Below are 25,575 nucleotides of genomic sequence, written 5' to 3'. Positions count from 1 at the left end.
TCCATGGATCCCTTGAGTGCGGCGAGCAAAATCGCCGGCAGCGGTCTCGAAGTGCAGTCCACACGCCTGCGCATTGTTTCGGAAAACATTGCCAACGCCAGATCCACCGGTGACACCCCCGGCGCCGACCCCTATCGCCGCAAGACCGTCACCTTCGGCTCCGAGCTCGACCGTGTCAGCGGTGTGGAGCGCGTGACGGTGAAGAAGCTCGGCGTGGACCGTGGTGATTTCGTCAACGAATACGATCCCGGCAATCCGGCCGCCGATAGCAACGGCATGGTGAAGATGCCGAACGTCAATATCCTGATCGAAATGGCTGACATGCGCGAAGCCAACCGCAGCTACGACGCCAATCTTCAGGTCATCCGCCAGACACGCGACCTCGTCGCCTCCACAATCGACCTTCTGAAGGCATCGCAATGATCGACGGTATCAAGCAAGTCAGTTCCCTCTCGCTTACCCGCGGCGCAAGCGGCGTCTCCTCGCTGACGGAAAGCCTTTTCGGCGATCAGCAGCAGACGACACCCGCGCAGCAGACAGGCGCAAGCTTCGCCAGCGTTCTCGGCAACGTATCGATTGATGCGATGAACAATCTGAAGAAGGCGGAAGTCGCTTCCTTCGAAGGCATTCAGGGCAAGGCGAATACGCGTGAAGTGGTCGATGCCATGCTTTCGGCCGAACAGTCACTGCAAACCGCCATCGCGCTCCGAGACAAGATCGTGTCGGCCTATCTCGACATTACCAAGATGCAGATCTAGCCCAGCAGGAATATTGACATGAGAGCTCTTGCCATCGCTGCCACCGGTATGGACGCCCAGCAGACCAATCTGGAAGTCATTGCCAACAACATCGCCAACATCAACACCACCGGCTACAAGCGCGCGCGTGCGGAGTTCACCGATCTTCTCTACCAGACCGAGCGCATGCAGGGTGTGCCGAACCGCGCCAATCAGGCGATCGTGCCCGAAGGTGCCAATATCGGTCTCGGCGTGCAGACCTCGGCGGTGCGTAACATCCACACCCAGGGTAACCTGATCGAGACCGGCAACAAGCTGGACGTTGCGATCATCGGTCAGGGCTGGTTCCAGATCGAAGCAGCTGACGGTTCGACGCTCTACAGCCGCGCCGGCGCCTTCAACAAGAATGCCGATGGCAATCTGGTGACGGTCGATGGCTACAACGTCATTCCCAACATCAATATCCCGACCGACGCGCAGGACATCACCGTTACCCGCACGGGTCAGGTGACGGCCCGTATCGGCAACGCCGCCGACTTCACCGAGCTTGGCCAGCTGACCATTGCCAACTTCGCCAACGAAGCTGGCCTGAAGCCGCTCGGCGACAACCTCTTTGCCCAGACGCCGGCATCCGGCGACGCTGTCATCGGCGTGCCTGACGATCCGAGCTACGGCTACATCAAGCAATCCTACCTCGAAGGCTCGAACGTCGATGCCGTCAAGGAAATCACCGACCTGATCACGGCGCAGCGCGCTTATGAGATGAATTCCAAGGTCATCACCACCGCTGACGAAATGGCTTCGATTGTCAGCAAGAACCTGAAGTAAGAACGGAAAGGCAGGCGAACATGAGGTTTGTCCGGAACAATAGCAGCTGCAGAACGGCGCTCGTCCGTATGTGCCTGGCGTCTGCCTTTTCACTGGGGGCTCTGGCTCCCGCGCTTGCTCAGGCGCCGATGGCGCTGGTTCCGACGCGCACCATCTATCCGGGCGAGACAATCACGCCTGAACAGGTGAAGCCGGTGGAAGTGACCAATCCCAATATTTCCTCGGGTTATGCGAGCGACATCAGCGAAGTGGAAGGCATGATCTCCAAGCAGACCCTGCTTCCCGGCCGCACGATCCCCGTTGCCGCCTTGCGCGAACCGTCGCTCGTCACGCGCGGCACCAGCGTCAAACTCGTCTTCACAATCGGCAACATGACGCTGATGGCTTCGGGAACGCCAATGACCGACGGCTCGCTTGGCGAAGTCGTCCGGGTACGCAACATCGATTCCGGCGTGATGGTCAGCGGCACGGTCATGAAGGACGGAACCATTCAGGTGATGGCGAAATGAGAGTGCTTCGTATCCTGGCCGCGGCCATCCTGTTTTCGGCCCAGCCTTTCCTCTCCCTCCCCGCAGCCCATGCGGATACATCCCGCATCAAGGATATCGCATCGCTGCAGGCGGGGCGTGACAACCAGCTGATCGGTTATGGTCTCGTGGTCGGCCTGCAGGGCACGGGCGACAGCCTGCGATCCTCGCCGTTTACCGAGCAATCCATGCGCGCAATGCTGCAGAACCTCGGCATCACCACACAGGGCGGTCAGTCCAACGCCAAGAACATCGCCGCTGTCATGGTGACGGCCAACCTCCCGCCCTTCGCCAGCCCCGGCAGCCGTGTCGACGTGACGGTCAGCTCGCTGGGCGATGCCACCTCACTTCGTGGCGGTACACTGATCATGACCTCGCTTTCCGGCGCGGACGGACAGATTTACGCGGTCGCCCAGGGAGCGCTGATCGTCAACGGCTTTTCCGCCCAGGGTGACGCTGCAACGCTGACGCAGGGCGTCACGACTTCGGCACGCGTGCCGAACGGCGCGATCATCGAGCGCGAGCTGCCGTCCAAATTCAAGGATTCGGTCAATCTGGTCCTTCAGCTGCGCAATCCCGATTTTTCGACCGCGGTGCGCGTAGCCGATGTCGTCAACGCCTTTGCCCGCGCCCGTTATGGCGATCCGATCGCCGAGCCGCGCGATTCGCAGGAAATCGCGGTGCAGAAGCCCCGCGTGGCTGATCTCACCCGGCTGATGGCGGAAATCGAAAACCTCACGGTGGAGACGGATACGCCGGCCAAGGTCGTGATCAACGAACGCACCGGCACGATCGTCATCGGTGCTGATGTGCGCATTTCCCGCGTGGCAGTGAGCTATGGCACGCTGACCGTGCAGGTGACGGAATCGCCGCAGGTCATCCAGCCCGCACCCTTCTCGCGCGGTCAGACGGCGGTGCAGCCGCAGACGGATATCATGGCAATGCAGGAAGGCAGCAAGGTCGCCATCGTCGAAGGTCCTGATCTTCGCACGCTGGTTGCGGGTCTCAACAGCATCGGGCTCAAGGCGGATGGCATCATCGCCATTCTGCAAGGCATCAAATCCGCCGGCGCCCTTCAGGCGGAGCTTGTGCTGCAATGATGGACAATCAGAACAAAAACGCTTTCCCGAATGGCCTTGTCCGCTTCGCGGCTGTCGCCTCGCTGCTTTTCCTGCTTCCCGCTGCTGGCGCCGAGAGCCAACAGAACGTGGTGTCGGAACTCAGCACGCAGGATGAAATCCAGAAATTCTGCACCAACATCGCCGATGCCGCCCGCGACCAGCGTTATCTCATGCAGAAGCAGGAGCTGGAAAAGCTGCAGTCCGACGTCAATGAGCGCATTGCCGTGCTGGAAGACCGCAAGGCGGAATATGAGGACTGGCTGGCGCGCCGCGAGCATTTCCTCAATCAGGCGAAAAGCAATCTCGTCGACATCTACAAGACGATGAAGGCCGATGCCGCCGCACCGCAGCTTGAGAAGATGCATGTGGAGATTGCGGCCGCCATCATCATGCAGCTGCCGCCGCGCCAATCGGGTCTCATTCTCAGTGAGATGGATGCGCAGAAAGCCGCCACTGTCGCCGGCATCATGTCGCAGGCAACCGATAAAAACACTTCGAAGGATCCTTCATGAGCACGCGTCGTCTTCCGGCCCTCCTCCTGCCGCTCGCTCTGCTTGCCGGCTGCCAGAACAACCAGACCCTGAAGGAAATCGGCAACGCCCCTGCGATGAGCCCGATCGGCAGCGGCCTGCAATTCAGCCAGACGCCGCAGATGGGCATGTATCCCAAGCAGCCGAAGCACATGGCCAGCGGCTATTCGCTGTGGAGCGACAGCCAGGGGGCGCTGTTCAAGGATCTGCGCGCGCTCAACATCGGCGACATCCTGACCGTCAACATCCAGATCAACGACAAGGCCGATTTCGACAACGAGACCGAGCGCAACCGTACAAATGCCAGCGGCCTGAACTGGAAGGCCAAGGCCGAAATCTTCGGCTGGACCCCGGAAGCGGACTCGAGCATCAAATACGGCTCCGACACCGACACCCAGGCGAAGGGCAAGACCAAGCGTTCGGAAAAGCTGACGCTGCTGGTGGCCGCCGTGGTGACCGGCATTCTGGAAAACGGCAATCTCATCATCAGCGGCTCGCAGGAAGTGCGCGTGAACCACGAAATCCGCATCCTCAACGTCGGCGGTATCGTCCGTCCGCAGGATGTCGATGCACAGAACATCATCTCCTACGAGCGCATCGCCGAAGCACGCATCTCCTATGGCGGTCGCGGACGTCTGACGGAAGTGCAGCAGCCCCCGGTCGGGCAGCAGGTCGTCGACCTGTTCTCGCCGCTCTGACGCCGGAACACAGGAACGGACTGACCCATGGAAAACGAACAGGTAGAGGGCAAGAAAAAATCCTCCCCTCTGGTCATGACCATCGCAGGCGTTGCGATCCTCACCCTGCTCGGTGCGGGGGGCGGCTGGCTCGTGGGTGGCATGATCGCGCCGAAGATCGCCGGCGCGGAGGCGCATGCACCGGCTGCTGCCGGCGGGCACGGTGAGAAAAAGGAAGAGGGTATCGAGAAAATCTCGGCTGAGGCGAACGGCATCGTCCAGCTTGATCCCATCACCACCAACCTCGCTTATCCCTCGACGAACTGGGTGCGGCTGGAAGTAGCGCTGATGTTCAAGGGACCGGTCGAGGTGGGTCTGGCGGAAGATATCCACCAGGACATCATGGCCTATATCCGCACCGTTTCCCTTCAGCAGCTGGAAGGGCCGCGCGGCTTTCAATATCTTAAGGATGACATTCAGGAACGAGTTGACCTGCGCTCTCAAGGGCGCGTATCCAAGGTCATGTTCCGGACCTTTGTCATCGAATGATTCGATTTCTTGTAACCATCGCCGTCCTCCTTGCTTTGCCGGGCCTTGCCAATGCCCAGCAATTTCCGTCCGATCTGTTCAACACGCAGATAGACGGCTCTGTTGCGGCATGGATCATCCGCACCTTCGGTCTTCTGACGGTTCTCTCCGTCGCACCGGGCATCCTGATCATGGTCACGAGCTTTCCGCGCTTCGTGATCGCCTTCTCGATCCTACGGTCCGGCATGGGGCTTGCCTCGACACCTTCCAACATGATCCTGCTGTCGATGGCGATGTTCATGACCTTCTATGTCATGTCGCCCACCTTCGACAAAGCCTGGACCGACGGCGTGCAGCCGCTGCTGCAGAACCAGATCAACGAGCAGCAGGCGGTAGAGCGCATCGCCGAACCCTTCCGCACCTTCATGAACGCCAATACGCGTGACAAGGATCTGAAACTGTTCGTCGACATTGCCCGCGAGCGCGGACAGGAAGTCATGACCAACAACGTCGTCGACTATCGAGTGCTCGTTCCGGCCTTCATGCTGTCGGAAATCCGGCGCGGTTTCGAGATCGGTTTCCTCATCATCCTGCCGTTTCTGGTCATCGATCTCATCGTCGCCACCATCACCATGGCCATGGGCATGATGATGCTGCCGCCCACCTCCATTTCCCTGCCGTTCAAGATCCTGTTCTTCGTGCTGATCGACGGCTGGAACCTGCTCGTCGGCAGTCTCGTCAGATCGTTCAACTGACGGGCATTCGTGCCGGATTGACACCCGTTAACCCTGTTTTTTAACCCCGCGCGCCCAAGGCCGCGGGGTTTGCGCGTTTTAACGCTTTGATTACCAGTTTTTCTGGCGACTTGGTAACTATCTTTCTAAATAGAAAAATTACCATTTAAATAAATCGAAAACTAACCATAAGTATCTTCCAATATTTCTTAGCGCTCAAATTAATAATTGTGCAATTTTTCGCTGCGAATTTCTTTTCACACGCAGCGGGTTTGGTTTCTGAAACTAAGTATTTCCGAACCGAGTGGCATGAAGCCGAAACGTTGCGACCGGTAATACCAAACCCGGTATGTCCCCACTCCAGTATCTCGTAAAAACAAGGGACACATTTATTATGGCAAGCATTCTCACCAACACCAACGCAATGGCCGCTCTCTCGACCCTGCGTTCCATCGCTTCCGACCTTTCGAGCACGCAGGACCGCATTTCTTCCGGCCTGAAGGTTGGCTCGGCTTCGGACAACGCTGCCTACTGGTCGATCGCGACCACCATGCGTTCCGACAACAAGGCTCTCGGCGCCGTCTCCGACGCGCTGGGCATGGGCGCCGCCAAGGTTGACACCGCGTCTGCCGGTATGGACGCCGCCATCAAGGTCGTCACCGACATCAAGGCAAAGGTCGTTGCCGCCAAGGAACAGGGCGTTGACAAGGCCAAGGTTCAGGAAGAAGTCACGCAGCTGCTCGACCAGCTGAAGTCGATCGGCACGAGCGCGTCTTTCAACGGTGAAAACTGGCTCGTTTCCAGCGCCAACGCCACCAAGACGGTTGTTTCCGGCTTCGTTCGTGACGCCAGCGGCAACGTCAGCGTCAAGACGACGGACTACGCTCTCGACGCCGCCTCCATGCTTTACACGGAAGCTACGCCCGGCACGATCGACGCAAACTCCGGTATCCTGAACGCTACCGGTGCGACGACGACTGTCGGCGCCAAGACCTACACCCAGATCTCCGTTCTCGACATGAACGTCACCACCGACGATCTCGACAACGCCCTCTACTCCGTTGAAACCGCTCTGACGAAGATGACCAGCGCCGGCGCCAAGCTCGGTTCGCTGTCTGCCCGTATCGACCTGCAGACCGACTTCGCCGACAAGCTGTCCGACACCATCGAAAAGGGCGTTGGCCGTCTCGTTGACGCCGACATGAACGAAGAGTCCACCAAGCTGAAGGCTCTCCAGACGCAGCAGCAGCTGGCAATCCAGGCTCTGTCGATCGCCAACAGCGACTCGCAGAACATCCTGTCGCTCTTCCGTTAAGAGCTGAGCTTCTCATAGCCCTTCGGGGCTGGGGGACAGATTTCTTCCCACAGGCAATCGGGGGCTGACCGAGCGCAGACTGGGATAGAAGGCATAAAGGTCCGAAAGGCTGAATCGGACTGAATGCATCAATGAGGCCGCATCCGGAAACGGGTGCGGCCTTATCTTTTTTTTAAACTTTTGGCGATACGCGCGCGTGCGCGCGAGGGTTGTATTTTTTAATTTTGACGACGCCGAATTTCTTTCTCCGCTTATCAATTCATTAACCAAACCCGCGTTACCTAATGCTCATCGAAACGGCGAGCTAACGTTAAAAATCAGCCAGTTAGCAGGCATGATGCTGTGCGCCGTTCCCGGTGAAACCGGAATGTCCCTTCTTTAATCAGCCATTCAAGGGGCACACTACTATGACGAGCATTATCACGAATGTCGCAGCAATGTCTGCGCTCCAGACCCTGCGCTCTATCGGCCAGAACATGGAATCCACTCAGGCACGCGTTTCCTCCGGCCTTCGCGTTGGCGAAGCTGCTGACAACGCTGCTTACTGGTCGATCGCAACCACGATGCGCTCCGACAACATGGCTCTCTCCTCCGTTTCCGACGCTCTCGGCCTCGGCGCCGCCAAGGTAGACACCGCTTCTGCCGGCATGGAATCGGCAATCGAAGTCGTCAAGGAAATCAAGGCAAAGCTGGTCACGGCAACTGAAGAAGGCGTCGACCGCACCAAGGTTCAGGAAGAAATCGGCCAGCTCCAGAAGCAGCTCGCATCGATCGCACAGGGCGCTTCCTTCTACGGTGAAAACTGGCTCGTCGGCGTTTCGACGCTCGGTGCGACGACCCCCGGCACAGACCCGGACAAGTCGGTCGTTGCCGGCTTCGTTCGCTCCACCGGCGGCGCCGTTAACGTCACGACCACGAAATACGCTCTCGACAACACCGCAACCGGCAACACCCTGTTCGGCTCGGTCGACTCCGCTACGGGCGTTCCCGACACGACAGGCATTCTCGGCACGACCGGCACGTTCACGACCGTCGCTGCCCAGTCCGTCTACACGCTTGATATCACCCAGTATGCAGCCGCTGATCGCGCCACGAACATGGCCGAAGCCCTGACGCTGGTTGAAAACTCCCTGAAGGCCATGACCAGCGCTGCCGCAAAGCTCGGCTCGCTCTCCATGCGTATCGGCCTGCAGGAAGATTTCGCTTCCAAGCTGTCCGACTCCGTCGAAAAGGGTATCGGCCGCCTCGTGGACGCCGACATGAACGAAGAGTCCACCCGCCTCAAGGCCCTGCAGACCCAGCAGCAGCTCGGCGTTCAGGCTCTCTCGATCGCCAACAGCAACTCCGAAAGCATCCTGTCGCTCTTCCGTTAATCGGAAGCTTCAGCCGAAAAAATCAACCGCGCCGAAAGGCGCGGTTTTTTTGTTTAATCGCCTGCGAAACTAAGAGATTTTTTGATTAAGAGTTCGTTAACCAAATCACGGCTAAATCAGCGCATCGAAACGACTCGTTAACCAAGACGAAAAAGAGGTTAACAGGCATCACGCCGCTCAGTCGTTTCCGGCGATCCCGGAATGTCCCTTCCCATTTAGCCAGCTCAGAGGGGCAATTATGACAAGTATTCTGACGAACACCGCCGCCATGTCGGCGCTTCAGACCTTGCGCGCAATCAGCGGCCAGCTCGAAGATACCCAATCCAGAGTGTCTTCGGGTCTGCGGGTCAAGACCGCATCCGACAATGCCGCTTATTGGTCGATCGCGACGACGATGCGCTCCGACAACATGGCCCTTTCCGCGGTTCAGGATGCGCTGGGCCTCGGCGCGGCGAAGATCGATGTCGCCTATTCCGCAATGGAAAGCTCGGTCGAAGTCATCAAGGAAATCAAATCGAAAATCGTTGCCGCCACCGAAGAAGGTGTGGACAAGACCAAGATCCAGGAAGAGATCGACCAGCTGAAAAAGCAGCTTGAATCGATTGCGCAGGGCGCATCCTTCAGCGGCGAGAACTGGCTGCTGGGCACCGGCGCCAAGACTGTCGTTTCCGGCTTTGTTCGCGACGGCGGCGGCACTGTCAGCGTGACGAAAACAGACTATACGCTTGTCGATACCACTGCCGGCACGACGACCGCCAATGTGCTTTTCGGCCTGACCGGCTCGCCCGCGACGCTCGACACCACGAGGGGCATCATCGGACAACCCGGAACAGCCTCCGGCATTTCCGTATGGGACATCGATCTCAAGCTGTTCGCTTCTGCAACGCCGCCGGCCTACACCATCGGTAATCTTCTCACCGATGTCGAAACCGCATTTCAATCCTTGAGCAGCGCTTCCGCCGCTCTCGGCTCGATCAAGATGCGCATCGGCCTTCAGGAAGACTTCGTGTCGAAGCTCACCGACTCCATCGACAGCGGCATCGGCCGCCTTGTGGATGCGGACATGAACGAAGAATCGACCCGCCTCAAGGCGCTGCAGACACAGCAGCAGTTGGGCATCCAGTCGCTCTCCATCGCCAATACCAGTTCCGAAAATATCCTGTCGCTATTCCGTCAGTAAGCGGCGCCCGATGGCTACGGGCGGTTTCGTCCCGCTCTGGCAGCAACAGAATATTCGGATATGGAAACCGCGCTTCGCAAGGGGCGCGGTTTTCCATTTGCCGCGGGCTGCGCGGCGCGGGCATACATCACATGCCGCATGCGAGCGGTGCAGGTTGTTACGTAAGTATTTGAAATTGTGGGGAAAATGGTGCTGCTAGAGAGATTTGAACTCTCGGCCTCTCCCTTACCAAGGGAGTGCTCTACCCCTGAGCTATAGCAGCATCCGGTGCCGAAGCGTTTGCTTCAGCATCAAGCGTGGCGGCCTATTGCCATAGGTTTTTGACGAGCGCAAGTCGCAAAACGATATTCTTCATCAAGCGGGGCAAAAAAGCGTGCCCCCTGTTGAAAAATGCATTTTTCAGATATTGCTGAATCTATGAACGAACATCATGACAAACAGGCAAAGGCAGCGGTTTCCGCCGGCGCTTCCGCAGAAGCATCCGCCCCGGTAGCCGACGGCAAGCCGCAGGCGGGGCCTGGCGAAAAGGCGCGGCAGCGCGAGGTGGAGCGCAAGGCCCGGGCGGCCAAGAAGCTTCGTGAAAATCTTTTGAAGCGCAAACAGCAGGTTCGTGCGCGCCGTGCCGGCGAAGAGGACGATACTATTGGCCTGCCTGCCGCAAAAACGGACGAATCATCCTCTTAGAGAATTCATCAGCATAAAATTGAAACGCCGCGGAAATTCGTCTAAGGACGCGCCTTTCCGCAAGGCACTATAAGAAAGGCGGGCACAGGCCCGTAGGGACGCATGGATCGCATCAGAATTACGGGTGGCAACAAGCTAAACGGCATCATTCCCATCTCCGGCGCTAAAAATGCCGCCCTGCCGTTGATGATCGCATCGCTTCTCACCAGCGACACGCTGACGCTCGAAAACGTGCCGCATCTGGCCGACGTGGAGCAGCTCATCCGCATTCTCGGCAATCACGGCGTCGATATTTCCGTGAACGGCCGCCGCGAAAGCCAGGGCGAAGCCTATTCCCGCACCGTGCATTTCACCTGCCGCACCATTGTGGACACCACAGCGCCTTACGAGCTGGTTTCCAAGATGCGTGCGAGTTTCTGGGTCATCGGCCCGCTTCTGGCGCGCGAGGGCCGCGCCCGCGTTTCACTGCCCGGCGGCTGCGCCATCGGCACGCGCCCGGTCGACCTGTTCATCGAGGGCCTTGAAGCACTCGGCGCGACGATGGAGATCGATGGCGGTTACATCAACGCCACTGCGCCCAAGGGCGGCCTGATCGGTGCCGTCTACACCTTCCCGAAAGTTTCCGTCGGCGCGACGCATGTGATGCTGATGGCGGCAAGCCTTGCCCGCGGCACCACCGTTATCCACAACGCCGCGCGCGAACCGGAAGTGGTCGATCTGGCCCAGTGCCTGACTGCCATGGGCGCGAAGATCGAAGGCGCCGGCACCTCCACCATCACCATTGAAGGCGTCACCTCGCTCTCCGGCGCGCGCCACCGGGTTCTGCCGGATCGCATCGAAACCGGCACCTATGCCATGGCGGTCGCCATGGCCGGTGGTGACGTGGTGCTGGAAGGCACACGTGCATCGCTGCTCGACAACGCGCTCGATACGCTGCGGCTCGCAGGCGCTACCATCAGCGATACGGAGACAGGCCTGCGCGTCGTGCGCAACGGCAATGGCATCCAGCCGGTCGATATCGTGACGGAGCCCTTCCCCGGCTTCCCAACCGACCTGCAGGCGCAGTTCATGGCGCTGATGACCCGTTCGCAGGGCGTCTCGCATATCACCGAAACCATCTTTGAAAACCGCTTCATGCATGTCCAGGAACTGGCCCGCCTCGGCGCGAAGATTTCGCTCTCCGGCCAGATGGCCCGCATCGAAGGCGTCTCCCGTCTGAAGGGTGCGCCAGTGATGGCGACCGACCTGCGCGCTTCCGTCTCGCTGGTCATTGCCGGCCTCGTGGCGGAAGGTGAGACCATGGTTTCGCGGGTCTACCACCTCGATCGCGGCTTCGAACGCCTCGAAGAAAAGCTCACCCGCTGCGGTGCGCTGGTCGAACGCGTCAGCGATTGATCCTTTCATCACCGCTCATCCGTTTTCTACCCGTTGCAGAGTGGCCCCGGACTGCCTATTTCCATTGTAAGTCATGGAAATAGCGGTCCGCACCGCAGAAGAAGGAAGAAAACGATGAGCGGCCTGAAATTGCTGGCGCTGGATACTGAAGATCTCTCCGTCATTTCGACGCATATGCAGGACAGCGTCTTCAAGCTGAAGGATGTTGCCTTCGAGCCGAAACACGGGCAATTCACGCTTTCCGCCAACCGTTTCGTCTGGGAAAGCACTGAGAAAAAGAGCCTGCCGCCGGAGCGCTGCCGCAGCGTGGTTTTCCTGAAGCGGGTCTCCGCGGTCCGCTCGCACGGCATCAACCGCGACGACAAGGAACAGGTGCTTTCGCTTCTCGCCATCCGCTTCGTCCAGAATGGCGAAGGGCCTGATGGCGCGGTGGAACTGACGCTGTCCGGCGGCGGCGCCATCGCACTCGATGTCGAATGCATCGAGGCGCAGCTGACCGATGTGAGCGGCGCCTGGGAAACCACTACCAAACCGCATCATCCCGACAGCGAATAAACGTTGCAAGCCTTCGCAACGGTTGCCTTTCCTTGCCGTTTCGATTTATGCCACATACCAGAGCCGCAATTCTTCTGTGGCAAGTTCGTGCACCTCGCGGGATTTCCCGCGGGGACAATGAAAGGGTAATGGCGTGGCAATCTGGCTGGAGCGGGCATCGGCTGATTTCGAACAGAAATTCGCGGCCTTCCTGACAACCAAGAGAGAAGTTTCCGAAGACGTCAACGCGACCGTTCGCGACATCATCAACGATGTCCGCCATCGCGGCGATGCCGCCCTTGCCCATTATTCCCAGAAATTCGACGGTATCGATTTCTCGAAAGTCCCGATGCGTGTCACGGCGGATGAGATCGATGCAGCCTTTGCCGCCGTCGACAGGAGCGTGATCGAGGCGCTTGAACTTGCTGCCCGGCGTATCGAAAAACACCATGCGCGGCAGATGCCGAAGGACGATATCTACGAGGACGATATCGGCGTGGGCCTCGGCTCGCGCTGGACGGCGATCGAAGCCGTGGGCCTTTATGTGCCCGGCGGCACGGCCAGCTACCCAAGCTCGGTGCTGATGAACGCCGTGCCGGCAAAGGTTGCCGGCGTGGAACGTATCGTCATGGTCGTGCCGGCCAATGGCGGCGCGGTCAATCCGGCGGTGCTTGCCGCCGCGCGTATCGCAGGCGTCGAGGAAATCTATCGTATTGGCGGCGCACAGGCCGTGGCAGCGCTTGCCTATGGCACGGAAACCATCGCGCCGGTCGCCAAGATCGTCGGCCCCGGCAATGCCTATGTGGCCGCCGCAAAGCGCCAGGTCTTCGGCACTGTCGGCATCGACATGATCGCCGGGCCTTCTGAAGTGCTTGTCATTGCCGACAAGGACAATGATCCGGACTGGCTGGCTGCCGATCTTCTGGCGCAGGCGGAACATGATCGCGGCGCGCAATCGATCCTGATCACCGACAATGCCGAACTCGGCAAGGCCGTTGAAGCGGCCGTCGAGCGGCAGCTGAAGCGCCTGTCGCGTTCCGAAACGGCGGCGGCAAGCTGGGCCGATTTCGGCGCGATCATTCTGGTCGAAAAGCTCGCCGACGCCATTCCGCTCGCCAACCGCATCGCCGCCGAGCATCTGGAACTTGCCGTCGATGATCCGGATGCCCTGATGGCCCACATCCGCAATGCGGGTGCGATCTTCGTCGGACGCCACACGCCGGAGGTGATCGGCGATTATGTCGGCGGCTCTAACCATGTTCTTCCGACGGCGCGCTCGGCGCGCTTCTCCTCCGGCCTTTCAGTGCTAGATTTCGTCAAGCGCACCTCGATCCTGCGGCTTGGGCCCGAGCAGCTGCGCCAGCTTGCGCCGGCAGCGATTACCCTTGCCCGTTCCGAAGGGCTGGACGCACATGCGCGTTCGGTCTCCATTCGCCTCAATCCGGAAAGTTAAGCGATGGCTTCAGGCGATTTCCGGCTCTGCGACGTGGTACTGGACGATAGCATCGGCCGGTCCACGCCCGACGTGGAGCATGAACGCGCCGTCGCCATTTTCGATCTGATCGAGGAAAACACCTTTGAGCCGCTTGGCCATGCCGGCGGGCCATACCGGCTGCACATCTCGCTCGTCGACGCCAAGCTGGTTTTCTCGATCAGAACGGAAGACGAGAAGGATGTCGCGATCCATATCCTGTCGCTGACGCCGTTCCGCCGCATCATCAAGGATTATTTCCTGATCTGCGAAAGCTATTACGAGGCTATCCGCTCCTCCACGCCGAGCCAGATCGAGGCAATCGACATGGGCAGGCGCGGTATTCACAACGACGGCTCGCAAACGCTGATGGATCGGCTTTCCGGCAAGATCAAGGTGGATTTTGATACCGCGCGCCGCCTCTTCACCCTTGTCTGCGTGCTTTATTGGCGGGGTTAGAGATGATCGATCCTGCCGCAGCGCCAAACGAGGGACGAGCGCCCAAATCGGTCCTCTTCATGTGCGGCATGAACTCCATTCGCTCCCCCATGGCGGAGGTCATCGCCAAACGGCTGGTGGCGCCCGGCATCTATATACAGTCGGCGGGCGTGCGCGCCGGCGAGCGCGATCCTTTCGTGGATGCCGTACTGGAAGAACAGGGATTTTCGCTCGGCAAGCACAAACCGCGCACTTTGGATGAGATCGAGGATGATTTTTTCGATCTGATCATTACATTGACACCCGAAGCCCATCACGCCGCACTGGAACTGACGCGCTCGAATTCGCTCGACGTGGTCTATTGGCCGACCATGGACCCGACGGTAATAACAGGCACGCGCGAGCAAATCCTCGACGCCTATCGCGAGGTGCGGGACCATCTGGCAAAGCTGATCTCGGAACGCCTGCCGGGACGGCAGCAGCCGGTGGCGGATACGCTTTCAAAAGACTGAAAACCGCCTCAGCCTGTTAAAATCGATCGCGATTTTCAAGCCGATGCTTTAGAGGTTCACAAATGTGCCGGGATTGTGTAGTTTCCGCGCAATTTTCCCGGACAGGACACGTCCGGCACTATCAACAGGAAGAAAACCCTTACATGACAAAAGAAGAAGTCCTTGAATTCCCGGGCATCGTAACCGAATTGCTGCCGAACGCAACATTCCGCGTAAAGCTTGAGAACGACCACGAAATCATCGCCCACACCGCGGGCCGCATGCGCAAGAACCGTATCCGCGTTCTCGCCGGCGACAAGGTGCTGGTCGAAATGACGCCTTACGACCTCACCAAGGGCCGCATCACCTATCGCTTCAAGTAATCCACGTTCCGCAACGGACGCCCGGGCAGCGCAATGACCAATTCAAAACAAAAGCTCGTTCTGGCATCCGGCTCGCCGCGGCGTCTGGAACTGCTGCATCAGATCGGTATCGAACCGGCACGTCTGATGCCGATGGATATCGACGAGACCCCGGCCAAGCTTGAGCATCCGCGCACGCTCTGCCGTCGTCTGTCATTGCAGAAGGCGGAAGCCGCGCAGGCGGCGCTGAAGAACGAACAGGTGTGGAAAGACTCCTATGTTCTGGGGTCCGATACGGTGGTCGCCGTTGGTCGCCGCATCGTCGGCAAGGCCGAATATACGGAAGAGGCCTCGGCTGCGCTGCATCTTCTTTCGGGACGCAACCATTGGGTCTATACCGGCATCTGCCTCGTCACCCCCGGCGGCAAGATCCGACAGAAGGTGGCGGAGACAAAGGTGCGTTTCAAGCGCCTCTCCACGCGCGAAATCGAGGCTTATATCGCCTCCGGCCAGTGGCGCGGCAAGGCGGGAGCCTATGGCATCCAGGGCATTGCCGGCGCATTCGTGCAAAAGCTGACCGGTTCTTATACCAATGTCGTCGGCCTGCCGCTTTATGAGACGATGTCGCTTCTTTCCGGAGAAGGATTTGAGGTGACTTCGGGCTGGCTCGAAGGATAGGCCATGGCAAAATCTCCCGAAGGCGCCGGAAACGTCACGCCGCTGCGCAAATCCCAGCCATGCCCTGAATGCGGGCGGCCCTCGACACGGGAAGACTATCCTTTCTGTTCGGATCGCTGCCGCTCGCTTGATCTCGCCCGCTGGCTGAACGGCTCCTACGCCATTCCGGTCGCAGACGATGAAAGCAGCGCCGTTGGACAGGACACGGCCAAGAACAACGGCGAATAAGACCTGCACCGCCGGAAACTTCGGCGGTGAGTTGCATAAGATTTTCAGAGCCTTCGCTCACACCATATATTCACCGGGCTGCCGATAGTCCGAAAAGCCATATCAAAACCGGCTGACGCCTTCCGCCAGCCCCTTAAGGTCTTGCGATGGACGCAGGCTTGCAGAAAAGAGTGAGCTCCGGCGCGCTGCTGTTTGCGGTGCTGGCCGTTTGTCTTGCCATCGGGGCGACGGTGCTGCTGGCCAATGACAGGAAGCATCTCAAAAGCCTGCTGATTTATCTCAATCTGGCATCCGCGACACGCTCCGCGGCCCCCCCGCCGAAGATGAAGCCCGTCAAGCGGCAGAAACTAGTCGCCCAAAAAGTCTCTCTGCCGCCCGATCTTCTGAAATTTGAGCAAGGGGGTGACAGGGCATCTTTCGCACGCGATTTCGTTCTTTCCGGTAAGGAGCTTTGCGACCGCTTTACTGCCGCAGGTTTTTCCAACCCGCATGGCTGGCACACAAGCCCAGTCAACATCCGCAATTTCGAGTGCATGGCCGATCTTGCGGTGGCGAACGCGGCAGGCCCGGCCGAGCGGGCCTCGCTCTTCCTCGAGATCAGGGGCGAAGCGTCCGGCGAGGTTCGCTCCATCAGGATGAAGGCCGTTGCGCCGAAGACGCCGGATGGGACTGCCGTTCTGACAAAGCTTGATGAAGCACTCGCCATGATCGTGGAACAAACCCGGTGGGCTGATCTGGCGGACATGCTTGAACCGGCAGGCCGGATGCAGCCCTATCAGGCACAACATTTCGGTATTTCGGTTTCCATAAAACCGGAACCGACGACACCCCATCGCCTGAACGTGATTTTGCTCACAAGCGAACAATCGCCGGGGTTGAAGCTGACACGCAGCTTCTTTGACAGGGATCGCTGGCTTCGACCAGCCGCTCCACTGGATCGGCCGATCCTTTATCCTTCCGTCAGGAAAGACCGCTTTCGGTAAAGCAAAGTCCGCTCAGCCTATTGCCGCGAGCTTGCGCCGCACCGGCGGAATCCTGTCGCTTTGCTGGGCCTGGCGTTTGGCCTCCCACTGGAGCGCAGTGCGAACGATGGCCACCAGATCGTTGAAGCGGGGCCGCCAGCCCAGCTCCGACTGGATGCGCGCCGAATCCGCCACCATGGCCGCAATATCGCCCGGGCGACGCGGACAATGGATGATCGGGAAATCGCCCCCCGATTCCTGCTGCACAGCCTGCAGGACATCAAGAACCGAATAACCAACGCCATAACCGCAATTGAGCGTGCGTGTGCCGCCGCCGGCGCGCAGATGCGCCATGGCCAGCATATGCGCATCGATCAGGTCGCCGACATGAATATAATCGCGAACGCCGGTGCCATCCGCGGTCGGGTAATCCGTTCCGTAAACTTCCACCCGGTCGCGGCGACCGGTAGCAGCTTCACAGGCGACCTTGATGAGGTTTGCCACACCCGTGGGAGATGGCCCGGCGCGCCCCTGCGGGTCGGCTCCGGCGACGTTGAAATACCGCAACGCCACGTAATTGAAATCATGCGCCTGCACGACATCGCGCAGCATGATTTCGGAGGCGAGCTTCGACAGGCCGTAGGGGTTTTCTGGGCTGAGGATCGCGGTTTCGGGAACCGGGCCATCAAAGGGCTGGTTTCCATAGACGGCGGCTGTCGACGAGAAGATGAAATTGCGAATACCGTGGCCGACTGCCGCCGCCACGAGGGCGCGGGTCGTGCCCGTGTTGTTTTCGTAATATTCGAGCGGCTGGCTGATCGATTCAGGAACGCTGACGGAGCCCGCGAAATGGAAGATGGTCTCGATCTGGTTTTCTTCGAAAATCTGGTCGAGCAAGGCGCGATCCGCCGCGTCGCCCAGATAAAAACGCGCCGCCGGCGCGACTGCCCAGCGCGACCCCGTCGAAAGCCGATCGACAACAACGACCTCTTCCCCGGCATCGAGCAAAGCCCACACCATGTGGCTTCCTATATAGCCGGCCCCACCCGTGACCAGAACAGCCATGACAATACTTCCCTGTTTGCTTTTCTTGACCCCATCAAAGCCAATAATTCTTCATCATTGATTACTTGCACAGCGAATACGCGACCGATCCCCAGCTCCATTAAAAAGGTGGCTTACGATTGGTTAGCGCAATGAGGTGCTTTTTATTTATTAGATGAAAATGTTCTCATAAATGGAACAAGGAGCGCATAGCACAGAAAATCCCCCACGTCGATGGTTGCGCCGTGGGGTTGCAGTTTTAGGTATTCGCTGTGATTTTGTTGCCGATTTCCCTACCGTAGCGCGATCCCGGCGCGGCAGGGGAAACCATTGTACGCAGAGGCGACGCTTACCTGCCGAGGATATAGGATGCCAGCCGGTCGGCCGCATCTTCTATCTGCTTTGGGTTGCGCAGGAAGCAGGCACGGAGAAACAGCTCCCCTCCCGGACCGAAGGCCGTGCCGGGCGCAAGCCCGACCCCGGTCTTGTCGACGATATCGAGCGCCGTGGCCCGGCTGTCCGTCACGCCGTCTATCTTGAGAAAGGCATAGAGAGCGCCATCGGGCTTCAGGGTTTCCACACGGTTCGTCGCGATGAGCGCATCGCAGAGAATGTCGCGGGAGGTCAGAGCGCGTTCGTAATTCTCGCGCACGAAACCATCACCGTGATCGAGGGCGGCGACTGCGCCGCGCTGCATGAACTGCGCCACGCCTGAAGTGGAATATTGAATGAGGTTTTCGATGACCTGACCGATGGCCGGCGGGGCAACAAGCCAGCCGACACGCCAGCCGGTCATGGACCAGTTCTTCGAAAAGGAATTGGCGAAGACGATCTTGTCATCCGGCTCCATGACGTCGAGGAAGGACGGCGCACGGCTGCCGGAATAATGATAAAGCGCATAAATCTCGTCGGCGACGATCCACAGATCATGTTTGCGGGCGAGTGCCAGAACATCACGAAGATTATCGCGCGTCGCCGTCCATCCGGTCGGGTTGGAGGGCGTATTGATGAAAAGCGCCTTCGTCTTGCCGGTGATCGCGCTTTCCAGCCTGTTGATATCGAGATCCCAGCTGCCGTCGCGGAAATCGATACCCACCGGAACCGCCTTCGCGCCTGCCACACCGATGGCGGCAACGATATTCGGCCATGTCGGAGACAGATAGACCATTTCGTCGCCGGGCGAGGTCAGCGCCTGCACGGCAAGCACAATCGCCTGCATACCGGAACCGGTAGCGTAAAAATGCTCCGGCGGTAGCGATGCCGCGAAATGGCGTTCGTAATAACGGCTCAGCGCCTGGCGCAATTCTGGAATGCCACGCTGCCAGGTGTAGAAGGTTTCGCCATTGTTCAGCCCATCGATGGCGGCCTGATTGATGAAGTCCGGGCTCGGCAGATCACCTTCGCCGACCCAGAGCGGCAGGAGATTGTCTCGCCCCCGGGCATAATTCACGACTTCAACAATGCCGCTCTCGGGAGCCGCCAGAGAGCGCGCACTCAGACTGTTCAAAATGGACATTAAAGACACTCCGTTTGGTGCCTTCTTATCGCATCGAACCAGCCATGTGCATGATATTCCGTGAGGCGATCATGGATTTTCTTTATGGATCATCCCCGGCAGCAGATCGCCGGCCGCACGGGCCGGCAAATCAGGCCGGGGACAATGCCGGCAATCAACGCGTCTTCAGCAGATCGCGGATTTCGGTGAGGAGCTTGACGTCTTCCGGCGGCGGAGCTGCTTCCGCCTTTTCCTCAACCTTCTTGCGCTCAACCGAATCGCGCAGCTTGTTGACGCCCTTGACCATCAGGAAAATGATCCAGGCGAGGATAAGGAAGTTGATGAGAACCGTCAGAAAGCTGCCATAAGCGAAGACGGCGCCCTGATCGCGGGCGGCGGCGAGCGAGGTGGCATTGACGCTGGAGCTCAGCGGCAGGAAGTAGTTCGAAAAATCGAACCCGCCGAAGATCGCCCCCACGATCGGCATGATGAGATCGTTGACGACGGAGTCGACGATCTTGCTGAAAGCCGCACCGATAATAACACCCACGGCCAGATCCATGACATTGCCGCGGGCAATGAAGGTTTTAAATTCGTTAAGCATTCAGATTGTCCCTCTCTCCTGCTTCGCGAGCTGAAGCTATGTGACTGTCCCTACGCGCTCAACCATATAGGGTCCGGGCATCATTTGGAATCCGCGGGATTGCATTTATTAGCTTTTTTGCACGCGCGCCTTGAACTTTATGATCAGACCGCGCTCATTCTCAACGGCCCGGAATTCGCCTATGCTGATATCAGGGAACTCTTGCACGGGGAGGATGCGTGCTTCCTGGGTGGATCATATTCGGTTCGGCCTTCGCTTATGTCCTGCTGCTGTTTGCGGTTGCAAGCTATGGGGACAGGAACAGCCGCAACAGAAACGCTCCGAAAAAGGGGCGTCCGTTCGTCTATGCGCTCAGCCTGGCAATCTATTGCACGTCCTGGACCTATTTCGGCGGTGTGGGGCTCGCGGCAGACAGGGGGCTGGAATTTCTCGGCATCTATACCGGGCCGATCCTCGCCTTCACCATCGGCATGCCGATCATCCGCCGCATCGTTGAACTGGCGAAAACGGAAAAACTGACTTCCGTCGCGGATTTCATCGCCGCCCGATACGGCAAGAATTCCACCGTGGCGATGATCGTCGCCATCATCGCGCTCGTCGGCGCCATTCCCTATATCGCGCTGCAGCTGAAAGCCGTTTCCAGCTCGGTAGCGACAATGGTCGATCCCGGCGATTACGGCATTGGCAGCGGCAATCTTTATTTCCTCGATCTGCCACTGGTCGTCACCATCGTCATGGCGGGGTTTGCCGTCATGTTCGGCACCCGCCACACCGATGCCACCGAACATCAGGACGGGCTTATTCTGGCGATTTCGATGGAATCGCTGGTCAAGCTCGTCGCCATGTGCACCGTCGGTTTTTACGTACTCTTCGTCCTCTTCGACGGTCCCGCGCATCTGTGGCAGCTTGCCACGGATAATGAGCAGGCCATGCGGGCCATATCCTATCACACGCCCGTCAGCCGCTGGATCGTGATGACGCTGCTTTCCGGTTTCGCCATCATCCTGCTGCCGCGCCAGTTCCACGTCACGGTGGTTGAAAACCGCACGCCGGAAGAGCTGCGTATGGCCGGGTTCCTGCTGCCGCTCTACCTCATCGCGATCAACATCTTCGTGCTGCCGATCGCGCTTGCCGGCATTCTGACGCTCGGCGCCAATGGCGATGCCGATCTCTACGTGCTGCAATTGCCGCTCAATCATCAGATGCCGGTCGTGTCGCTGATCACCTTCATCGGCGGCTTTTCGGCGGCGACCGCGATGGTGATCGTCGCTTCGGTGGCGCTGTCGATCATGATTTCCAACGATATCGTCATGCCGATCTTCCTGCGGCAGAAGTTGTTGAACCGCTCACCGCACCGGGACGATTTCGCCAAGACGCTGCTCAACATCCGCCGAACGGCGATCTTTGCCGTGCTGCTGCTGGGTTATGGCTATTATCGCGCCGCCGACAGTGCTACGGGCCTCGCCTCCATCGGCCTTCTGGCATTCGCCGCCATTGCGCAGATGGCCCCTGCCCTTTTCGGCGGGCTGTTCTGGCGGCGCGCCAATGCCCGCGGTGCGATCGCGGGGCTGAGTTCGGGCTTCTTCGTTTGGGCCTACCTGCTGTTTCTGCCAAGCTTCGGCGGGCCTGACAATTCCGAGGTGGCAGCCAATATTCTCGGTTTCCTGTTTTCCGGCAGCACGGTATTCAATGGGCCGGAAGCCGACCCATTCGTGAACGCGGTCATTCTCAGCCTGCTCGTCAACAGCCTCGCCTTCGTGCTCGGCTCGCTTTCGCGCAATCCTAGGCCGGTGGAGCGCATCCAGTCCGGCATCTTCGTCAAGCGTCACTCGAAATCGCAATTCGCCACGCGCGGCTGGAAAACCCGCGTCAGCGTCGGTGATCTCAAAAGCGCGGTCGCCCGTTATCTCGGCGAGGAGCGCATGCTGCGATCACTTGCGACCTATGAAAAGACGGCGGGCAGGAAGCTCAACGACGACCAGCCGGCGGACATGGCGCTGATCCATTTCTCCGAGCAGCTGCTGGGCAGCGCCATCGGCTCCTCCTCCGCCCGCCTGGTGCTTTCGATCATTCTTCAGAAGGCGGAAGACACCAGCGCGGACACGGCATGGCTGCTCGATCAGGCGAGCGAGGCCCTGCAATATAACCAGGACATGCTGCAGACCGCGCTCGCCCAGATGGATCAGGGCATTGCCGTTTTCGACAGTTCGCAGCAGCTGACCATCTGGAACCGGCGTTTCCGCACCCTTCTCGATCTACCCGAGCAGTTCGGGCAGGTGGGCGTACCGCTCACGGATATCGTTTCGATGCTGCAGGAACGCGGCGATATGCCCGCCGGTGACACGAATGAACTGATCACCAGCTTCCTGACCATGGATCTGCCCTTCTCGCTGGTGCTGGCGGGCGGCGAGCGCATCATCGAAGTGCGCTCCAACACCATGCCGGACAAAGGCATCGTCGCCACCTTCACCGATATCACCCAGCGGGTGGCGAGCGATCAGGCGCTGAAACAGGCAAACGAAACGCTGGAGCAGCGCGTGGCGGAGCGAACCGTTGAGCTTACCCGCGTCAACCGCGAACTGGCGGAGGCAAGAGCCTCCGCCGACGAGGCGAATATCGGCAAGACACGCTTTTTCGCCGCCGCCGGTCATGACATTCTCCAACCCCTGAACGCCGCCCGCCTCTATTCCTCCTCGTTGGTCGAACGGCTTGGCGCTTCTGGCGAAAGCGATCTCGTCCACAATATCGATTCGGCGCTGGAATCGGTGGAGACCATTCTTGGTGCTGTCCTCGATATTTCCCGTCTCGACACCGGCTCTATGAAGGCGCGCATGACATCCGTGCCGCTGAATGAGTTGCTGAAACGCATCGAGACCGATTTCGCACCGATGGCGCAGGAGAAGAACCTGGACCTCGTGGTCATGCCAACCTCGCTGACCGTCCGCTCCGACCCCAACCTCCTGCGGCGCCTGATACAGAATCTCGTTTCCAACGCCATTAAATATACGCTGAAGGGCAAGGTGGTCGTCGGTGCGCGCCGCCGGGGCGGTGAAGTCGTCATTCAGGTGACTGATTCCGGTATCGGCATCCCCTCATCTAAATTTCGCACCGTTTTCAAGGAATTCGCCCGGCTGGACGAGGGTGCAAGAACGGCATCCGGCCTCGGGCTCGGCCTTTCCATCGTCGACCGGCTGTCGCGCATGCTGCACCATCCGGTGCAGCTGATCTCCACCCCCGGAAAAGGCACGACCTTCCGCATCCATCTGCCGCGCGAGGCGGATCGCCTCGTGCCGGCCAAAGCCGTTGGCGGGATAACCAGTCCCGCAGCCAGCGATCGCCTTCAGGGCGTCCGGGTGCTCTGCATCGACAACGAGCCGAAAATCCTCGAGGGCATGACACTACTGCTGACGGGATGGGGCTGCGAGGTGTTGCCCGCAGGTTCCGTGGCGACGCTGGAGGAACCCTTCCTTACCTTGGCCGCAGCGCCCGACGTCATCGTCGCCGATTATCATCTGGACGATGGCGACGGCATCAGCGCCATCCGCCTCATCAGGACATTTTACGGCAAGACGATCCCTGCCCTGCTTGTAACGGCGGACCGCAGCCCGGAAGTGCGCAGCGATGCGGAAAAATACGGGATTTCCGTCCAGCACAAGCCGGTCAAACCGGCAGCGCTGCGGGCCTACATCAACCAGATATCCAGCACGGCCCGCGCGGCGGCAGAATAAAAAACTCCCGGATGTTGCGATCCGGGAGGTGTTTACGTCTGAATAAGCGTGTCAGGCCGCACGGCTCAATCGATCCCTGCCGGTCGCCGAGCCATGTTCCATCTGGAAACGCTGAACGAGATCGAGCAGCGCTTCCACCTCTCCGGACAATATGCTGCTGGCCGCACTCGACTGTTCGGCAAGGGCCGCGTTCTGCTGGGTCATCTGATCCATCTGGTTGACGGAACTGTTGACGTTATGAAGTGCCGAGGACTGGTCCTGCGTTGCCGTGGCGATGGTTTCGACATGCTGGCTGACGGTGACGATCTGCCGGCTGATGGCGGAAAGCACGGTGCCCGCCTCCTGCACCAGCTTCGATCCGGAACTGACTTCCTGCGTCGACTGGTTGATGAGCTGCTTGATTTCACGCGCCGCGTCGGCGGAGCGCTGGGCAAGCTCGCGCACTTCCTGCGCCACGACGGCAAAACCCTTGCCCGCTTCGCCCGCACGCGCCGCCTCGATGCCGGCATTCAGGGCAAGAAGATTGGTCTGGAAGGCAATGTCGTCGATGACCTCGATGATCTGCTCGATCTTGCGCGAGGCATCTTCGATGCGGCCCATGGCGTCGACGGCGTTGCTGACGACCGAACCGGAACTGTCGGCGCTCTGCTTGGTGATGCGCACGGCCTCATTGGCCTCCCGCGCACGCTCGGCCGAGGATCTGACGGTGACGGTGATTTCGTCTACGGCGGCGGCGGTCTCTTCCAGCGAGGCGGCCTGATTTTCGGTGCGCTTCGACAGATCGACCGACGACTGCTCGATTTCGAAGCCGCTATGCTGGATGATGAGCGTGCGCTCGCGGATCTGCCCCAGCGCATCGCGCAGGTTGAGAAGGGATTCGTTGAAATCCGTGCGCAGACGGTCGAGACGGCCAGTGAAAGGCGTCTCGATCGTGCGGCTCAGATCGCCGCGCGAAAGCCTGCCAAGACCGGAGGCGATCTCGCCGACCGCAAATTCGATCTGGCTGTCGAGTTCCTGTTTCTCGGCGTCGTTGCGGTAACGCTCGGACTCCGCCGCAGAGCGTTCTTCGGCGCTTTTGCCCTCGATCGCCAGTTTCTCAAGCGCATTTTCGCGGAAAATCACCAGCGCGCGGGCGATGTTGCCAAATTCATTGGTGTTGGTGGCGTAAGGGATCGGCGTATCGAGATTGCCGTCCGAAAGGGACTTCACCGCATCGGTCAACTTGCCAAGGGGTTGAAGCGTGCGCTTGATGACAAAGTAGGCGAGCAGTCCGACGCCAAGCATGGCGAGCGCGCCGCAGATGAGCATCATGTCGCGCAGGCTGTATATCTGCGCATCGTAGACGTCCATGGGAACACCCACGAACAGGATGCCGACGGTTGCGCCGGTCTTGTTCGTGACAGGCATGTAACCGGTCATGTAGCTGGTGCCGAACAGCGTGGCGGTGCCAAAATAGGCCTCACCCTTGGAGACTTTCGCAAAAGCGGGATGATCGGTAGCAAGCTTGGTGCCGGCTGCTCTCTCGCCCTTTTCGTTCTTCAGATTGGTGGTCATGCGAATGAATTCGCCGCCCTTGGCTTCAAACACGGTAGAAATACCGCCGTTACCGGCTGCGGTGCGGTCGACGAGATCATTGTCGCGCATCGTTCCGATGCTGGCGCGACCCACACTTTTGAGGTCCCCATCCACCATTTCGAGGGCGACGCCGCCGACCTTCAGTTCGTAAAGGATCGCCATGCTGCGCATTGCGCTGTGCGTATCGCGCAGCGCGGTGGTGATGATATTGTCCTTCAAGCGGATATAGGTCGAAAAACCAACTGCCGCCACGCTGAGCGTGATCAGGCCGATCGTCAGCGCGACAACCTTGCCAGCAACGGACTTAAAGAGCCGGTTGTGCATGAAACAGTTCCC

Annotated in this window: 26 protein-coding genes, 1 tRNA gene and 1 pseudogene; 23 read left to right on the top strand and 5 right to left on the bottom strand. The window is 59.4% G+C overall.

Annotation, left to right across the window (positions count from 1 at the left end):
- The first annotated feature begins 3 nt into the window (after positions 1-3).
- The 12 genes and pseudogenes from flgC (at position 4) to QRN60_RS02135 (ending at position 9,550) form a co-directional block, all read left to right on the top strand.
- Positions 4-423 (top strand): flagellar basal body rod protein FlgC, encoded by a 420-nt coding sequence (flgC, locus tag QRN60_RS02190; protein WP_003503422.1) that lies wholly within the window; start codon positions 4-6, stop codon positions 421-423.
- A complete protein-coding gene (gene fliE, locus QRN60_RS02185) occupies positions 420-758 on the top strand; it encodes a flagellar hook-basal body complex protein FliE (RefSeq protein ID WP_003503424.1) in 339 nt (112 codons plus the stop codon). The genes flgC and fliE overlap by 4 nt, the downstream gene beginning before the upstream one ends.
- A gap of 18 nt (positions 759-776) precedes the next feature.
- Positions 777-1,565 carry a flagellar basal-body rod protein FlgG gene (gene flgG / locus QRN60_RS02180; protein WP_003503427.1) on the top strand — a complete coding sequence of 263 codons (789 nt, stop codon included), beginning with the start codon at positions 777-779 and terminating at the stop codon, positions 1,563-1,565.
- A gap of 20 nt (positions 1,566-1,585) precedes the next feature.
- Positions 1,586-2,074, top strand: a complete 489-nt coding sequence (flgA, locus tag QRN60_RS02175) for a flagellar basal body P-ring formation chaperone FlgA (RefSeq protein WP_020811270.1) — start codon at positions 1,586-1,588, stop codon at positions 2,072-2,074.
- A gap of 65 nt (positions 2,075-2,139) precedes the next feature.
- Positions 2,140-3,192, top strand: a pseudogene (locus tag QRN60_RS02170) (flagellar basal body P-ring protein FlgI); the annotation flags it as partial.
- Positions 3,189-3,725, top strand: coding sequence for a MotE family protein (locus QRN60_RS02165; protein ID WP_112293042.1), 537 nt, complete (start codon positions 3,189-3,191; stop codon positions 3,723-3,725). The pseudogene QRN60_RS02170 and the gene QRN60_RS02165, both read left to right, overlap by 4 nt.
- Complete coding sequence (gene flgH, locus QRN60_RS02160; protein ID WP_003503434.1) at positions 3,722-4,441, top strand: flagellar basal body L-ring protein FlgH; 720 nt, start codon at positions 3,722-3,724, stop codon at positions 4,439-4,441. The genes QRN60_RS02165 and flgH overlap by 4 nt, the downstream gene beginning before the upstream one ends.
- A gap of 27 nt (positions 4,442-4,468) precedes the next feature.
- Positions 4,469-4,969, top strand: a complete 501-nt coding sequence (locus QRN60_RS02155; protein WP_020811291.1) for a flagellar basal body-associated FliL family protein — start codon at positions 4,469-4,471, stop codon at positions 4,967-4,969.
- Positions 4,966-5,703, top strand: coding sequence for a flagellar type III secretion system pore protein FliP (gene fliP, locus QRN60_RS02150; RefSeq protein ID WP_003493833.1), 738 nt, complete (start codon positions 4,966-4,968; stop codon positions 5,701-5,703). The genes QRN60_RS02155 and fliP overlap by 4 nt, the downstream gene beginning before the upstream one ends.
- A 373-nt stretch (positions 5,704-6,076) precedes the next feature.
- Positions 6,077-6,997, top strand: coding sequence for a flagellin N-terminal helical domain-containing protein (locus QRN60_RS02145; protein ID WP_003503439.1), 921 nt, complete (start codon positions 6,077-6,079; stop codon positions 6,995-6,997).
- A gap of 407 nt (positions 6,998-7,404) precedes the next feature.
- Positions 7,405-8,370: a flagellin N-terminal helical domain-containing protein gene (locus QRN60_RS02140; protein WP_003503440.1), complete on the top strand. Its 966-nt coding sequence runs from the start codon at positions 7,405-7,407 to the stop codon at positions 8,368-8,370.
- A gap of 238 nt (positions 8,371-8,608) precedes the next feature.
- Entirely contained in the window at positions 8,609-9,550 is a 942-nt protein-coding gene (locus tag QRN60_RS02135; protein ID WP_003503441.1) for a flagellin N-terminal helical domain-containing protein, read from the top strand.
- Between the two features lie 187 nt (positions 9,551-9,737).
- Here the strand turns inward: QRN60_RS02135 and QRN60_RS02130 are convergent.
- A tRNA-Thr gene (locus QRN60_RS02130) sits at positions 9,738-9,812 on the bottom strand.
- Positions 9,813-9,967: 155 nt separating this feature from the next.
- Here QRN60_RS02130 and QRN60_RS02125 point away from each other — a divergent pair.
- The 10 genes from QRN60_RS02125 (at position 9,968) to QRN60_RS02080 (ending at position 16,814) form a co-directional block, all read left to right on the top strand.
- Entirely contained in the window at positions 9,968-10,234 is a 267-nt protein-coding gene (locus tag QRN60_RS02125) for a hypothetical protein (RefSeq protein ID WP_099085659.1), read from the top strand.
- A 102-nt stretch (positions 10,235-10,336) separates the two neighbouring features.
- Positions 10,337-11,629 (top strand): UDP-N-acetylglucosamine 1-carboxyvinyltransferase, encoded by a 1,293-nt coding sequence (murA, locus tag QRN60_RS02120; protein WP_003503445.1) that lies wholly within the window; start codon positions 10,337-10,339, stop codon positions 11,627-11,629.
- A 114-nt stretch (positions 11,630-11,743) separates the two neighbouring features.
- Positions 11,744-12,184 (top strand): DUF2948 family protein, encoded by a 441-nt coding sequence (locus QRN60_RS02115; protein WP_003503446.1) that lies wholly within the window; start codon positions 11,744-11,746, stop codon positions 12,182-12,184.
- 133 nt (positions 12,185-12,317) lie between these two features.
- The gene (gene hisD / locus QRN60_RS02110) at positions 12,318-13,616 is read left to right on the top strand and encodes a histidinol dehydrogenase (RefSeq protein WP_003503447.1); all 1,299 of its coding nucleotides are present in this window, start codon (positions 12,318-12,320) and stop codon (positions 13,614-13,616) included.
- A 3-nt stretch (positions 13,617-13,619) separates the two neighbouring features.
- A complete protein-coding gene (locus QRN60_RS02105; RefSeq protein ID WP_003503448.1) occupies positions 13,620-14,093 on the top strand; it encodes a UPF0262 family protein in 474 nt (157 codons plus the stop codon).
- Between the two features lie 2 nt (positions 14,094-14,095).
- Positions 14,096-14,584 (top strand): arsenate-mycothiol transferase ArsC, encoded by a 489-nt coding sequence (locus QRN60_RS02100; protein ID WP_003503450.1) that lies wholly within the window; start codon positions 14,096-14,098, stop codon positions 14,582-14,584.
- Between the two features lie 143 nt (positions 14,585-14,727).
- Complete coding sequence (gene infA, locus QRN60_RS02095; protein ID WP_003503453.1) at positions 14,728-14,946, top strand: translation initiation factor IF-1; 219 nt, start codon at positions 14,728-14,730, stop codon at positions 14,944-14,946.
- A 33-nt stretch (positions 14,947-14,979) separates the two neighbouring features.
- Positions 14,980-15,603 carry a Maf-like protein gene (locus QRN60_RS02090; RefSeq protein ID WP_003503454.1) on the top strand — a complete coding sequence of 208 codons (624 nt, stop codon included), beginning with the start codon at positions 14,980-14,982 and terminating at the stop codon, positions 15,601-15,603.
- 3 nt (positions 15,604-15,606) lie between these two features.
- Positions 15,607-15,831 (top strand): DNA gyrase inhibitor YacG, encoded by a 225-nt coding sequence (gene yacG / locus QRN60_RS02085; protein WP_003503455.1) that lies wholly within the window; start codon positions 15,607-15,609, stop codon positions 15,829-15,831.
- A 146-nt stretch (positions 15,832-15,977) separates the two neighbouring features.
- On the top strand, positions 15,978-16,814 hold the full coding sequence (locus QRN60_RS02080) for a DUF6030 family protein (RefSeq protein WP_162695461.1): 837 nt from the start codon (positions 15,978-15,980) through the stop codon (positions 16,812-16,814).
- A 12-nt stretch (positions 16,815-16,826) separates the two neighbouring features.
- Here QRN60_RS02080 and galE read toward each other — a convergent pair whose 3' ends face one another.
- The 3 genes from galE to mscL all read right to left on the bottom strand — a co-directional run bounded on the left by galE (position 16,827) and on the right by mscL (position 19,936).
- Entirely contained in the window at positions 16,827-17,858 is a 1,032-nt protein-coding gene (gene galE / locus QRN60_RS02075; protein ID WP_129564612.1) for a UDP-glucose 4-epimerase GalE, read from the bottom strand.
- 328 nt (positions 17,859-18,186) lie between these two features.
- Positions 18,187-19,353 (bottom strand): pyridoxal phosphate-dependent aminotransferase, encoded by a 1,167-nt coding sequence (locus QRN60_RS02070; RefSeq protein ID WP_003503458.1) that lies wholly within the window; start codon positions 19,351-19,353, stop codon positions 18,187-18,189.
- A 154-nt stretch (positions 19,354-19,507) separates the two neighbouring features.
- On the bottom strand, positions 19,508-19,936 hold the full coding sequence (mscL, locus tag QRN60_RS02065) for a large conductance mechanosensitive channel protein MscL (RefSeq protein WP_003503459.1): 429 nt from the start codon (positions 19,934-19,936) through the stop codon (positions 19,508-19,510).
- Between the two features lie 218 nt (positions 19,937-20,154).
- Here mscL and QRN60_RS02060 point away from each other — a divergent pair, with 218 nt between their 5' ends.
- Positions 20,155-23,664 carry a PAS domain-containing hybrid sensor histidine kinase/response regulator gene (locus tag QRN60_RS02060; protein ID WP_112978354.1) on the top strand — a complete coding sequence of 1,170 codons (3,510 nt, stop codon included), beginning with the start codon at positions 20,155-20,157 and terminating at the stop codon, positions 23,662-23,664.
- A gap of 51 nt (positions 23,665-23,715) precedes the next feature.
- On the opposite strand, the gene QRN60_RS02055 is transcribed toward QRN60_RS02060, so the two are convergent.
- Positions 23,716-25,563 carry a methyl-accepting chemotaxis protein gene (locus QRN60_RS02055; RefSeq protein WP_111791869.1) on the bottom strand — a complete coding sequence of 616 codons (1,848 nt, stop codon included), beginning with the start codon at positions 25,561-25,563 and terminating at the stop codon, positions 23,716-23,718.
- Positions 25,564-25,575 lie beyond the last annotated feature (12 nt).

This window comes from Agrobacterium sp. CFBP2214, assembly GCF_030209895.1.
Lineage (GTDB): Bacteria > Pseudomonadota > Alphaproteobacteria > Rhizobiales > Rhizobiaceae > Agrobacterium > Agrobacterium radiobacter.
The sequence above is the reverse complement of the archived record's forward strand: the minus strand, read 5'-3'. Positions and strand labels throughout refer to the sequence as shown.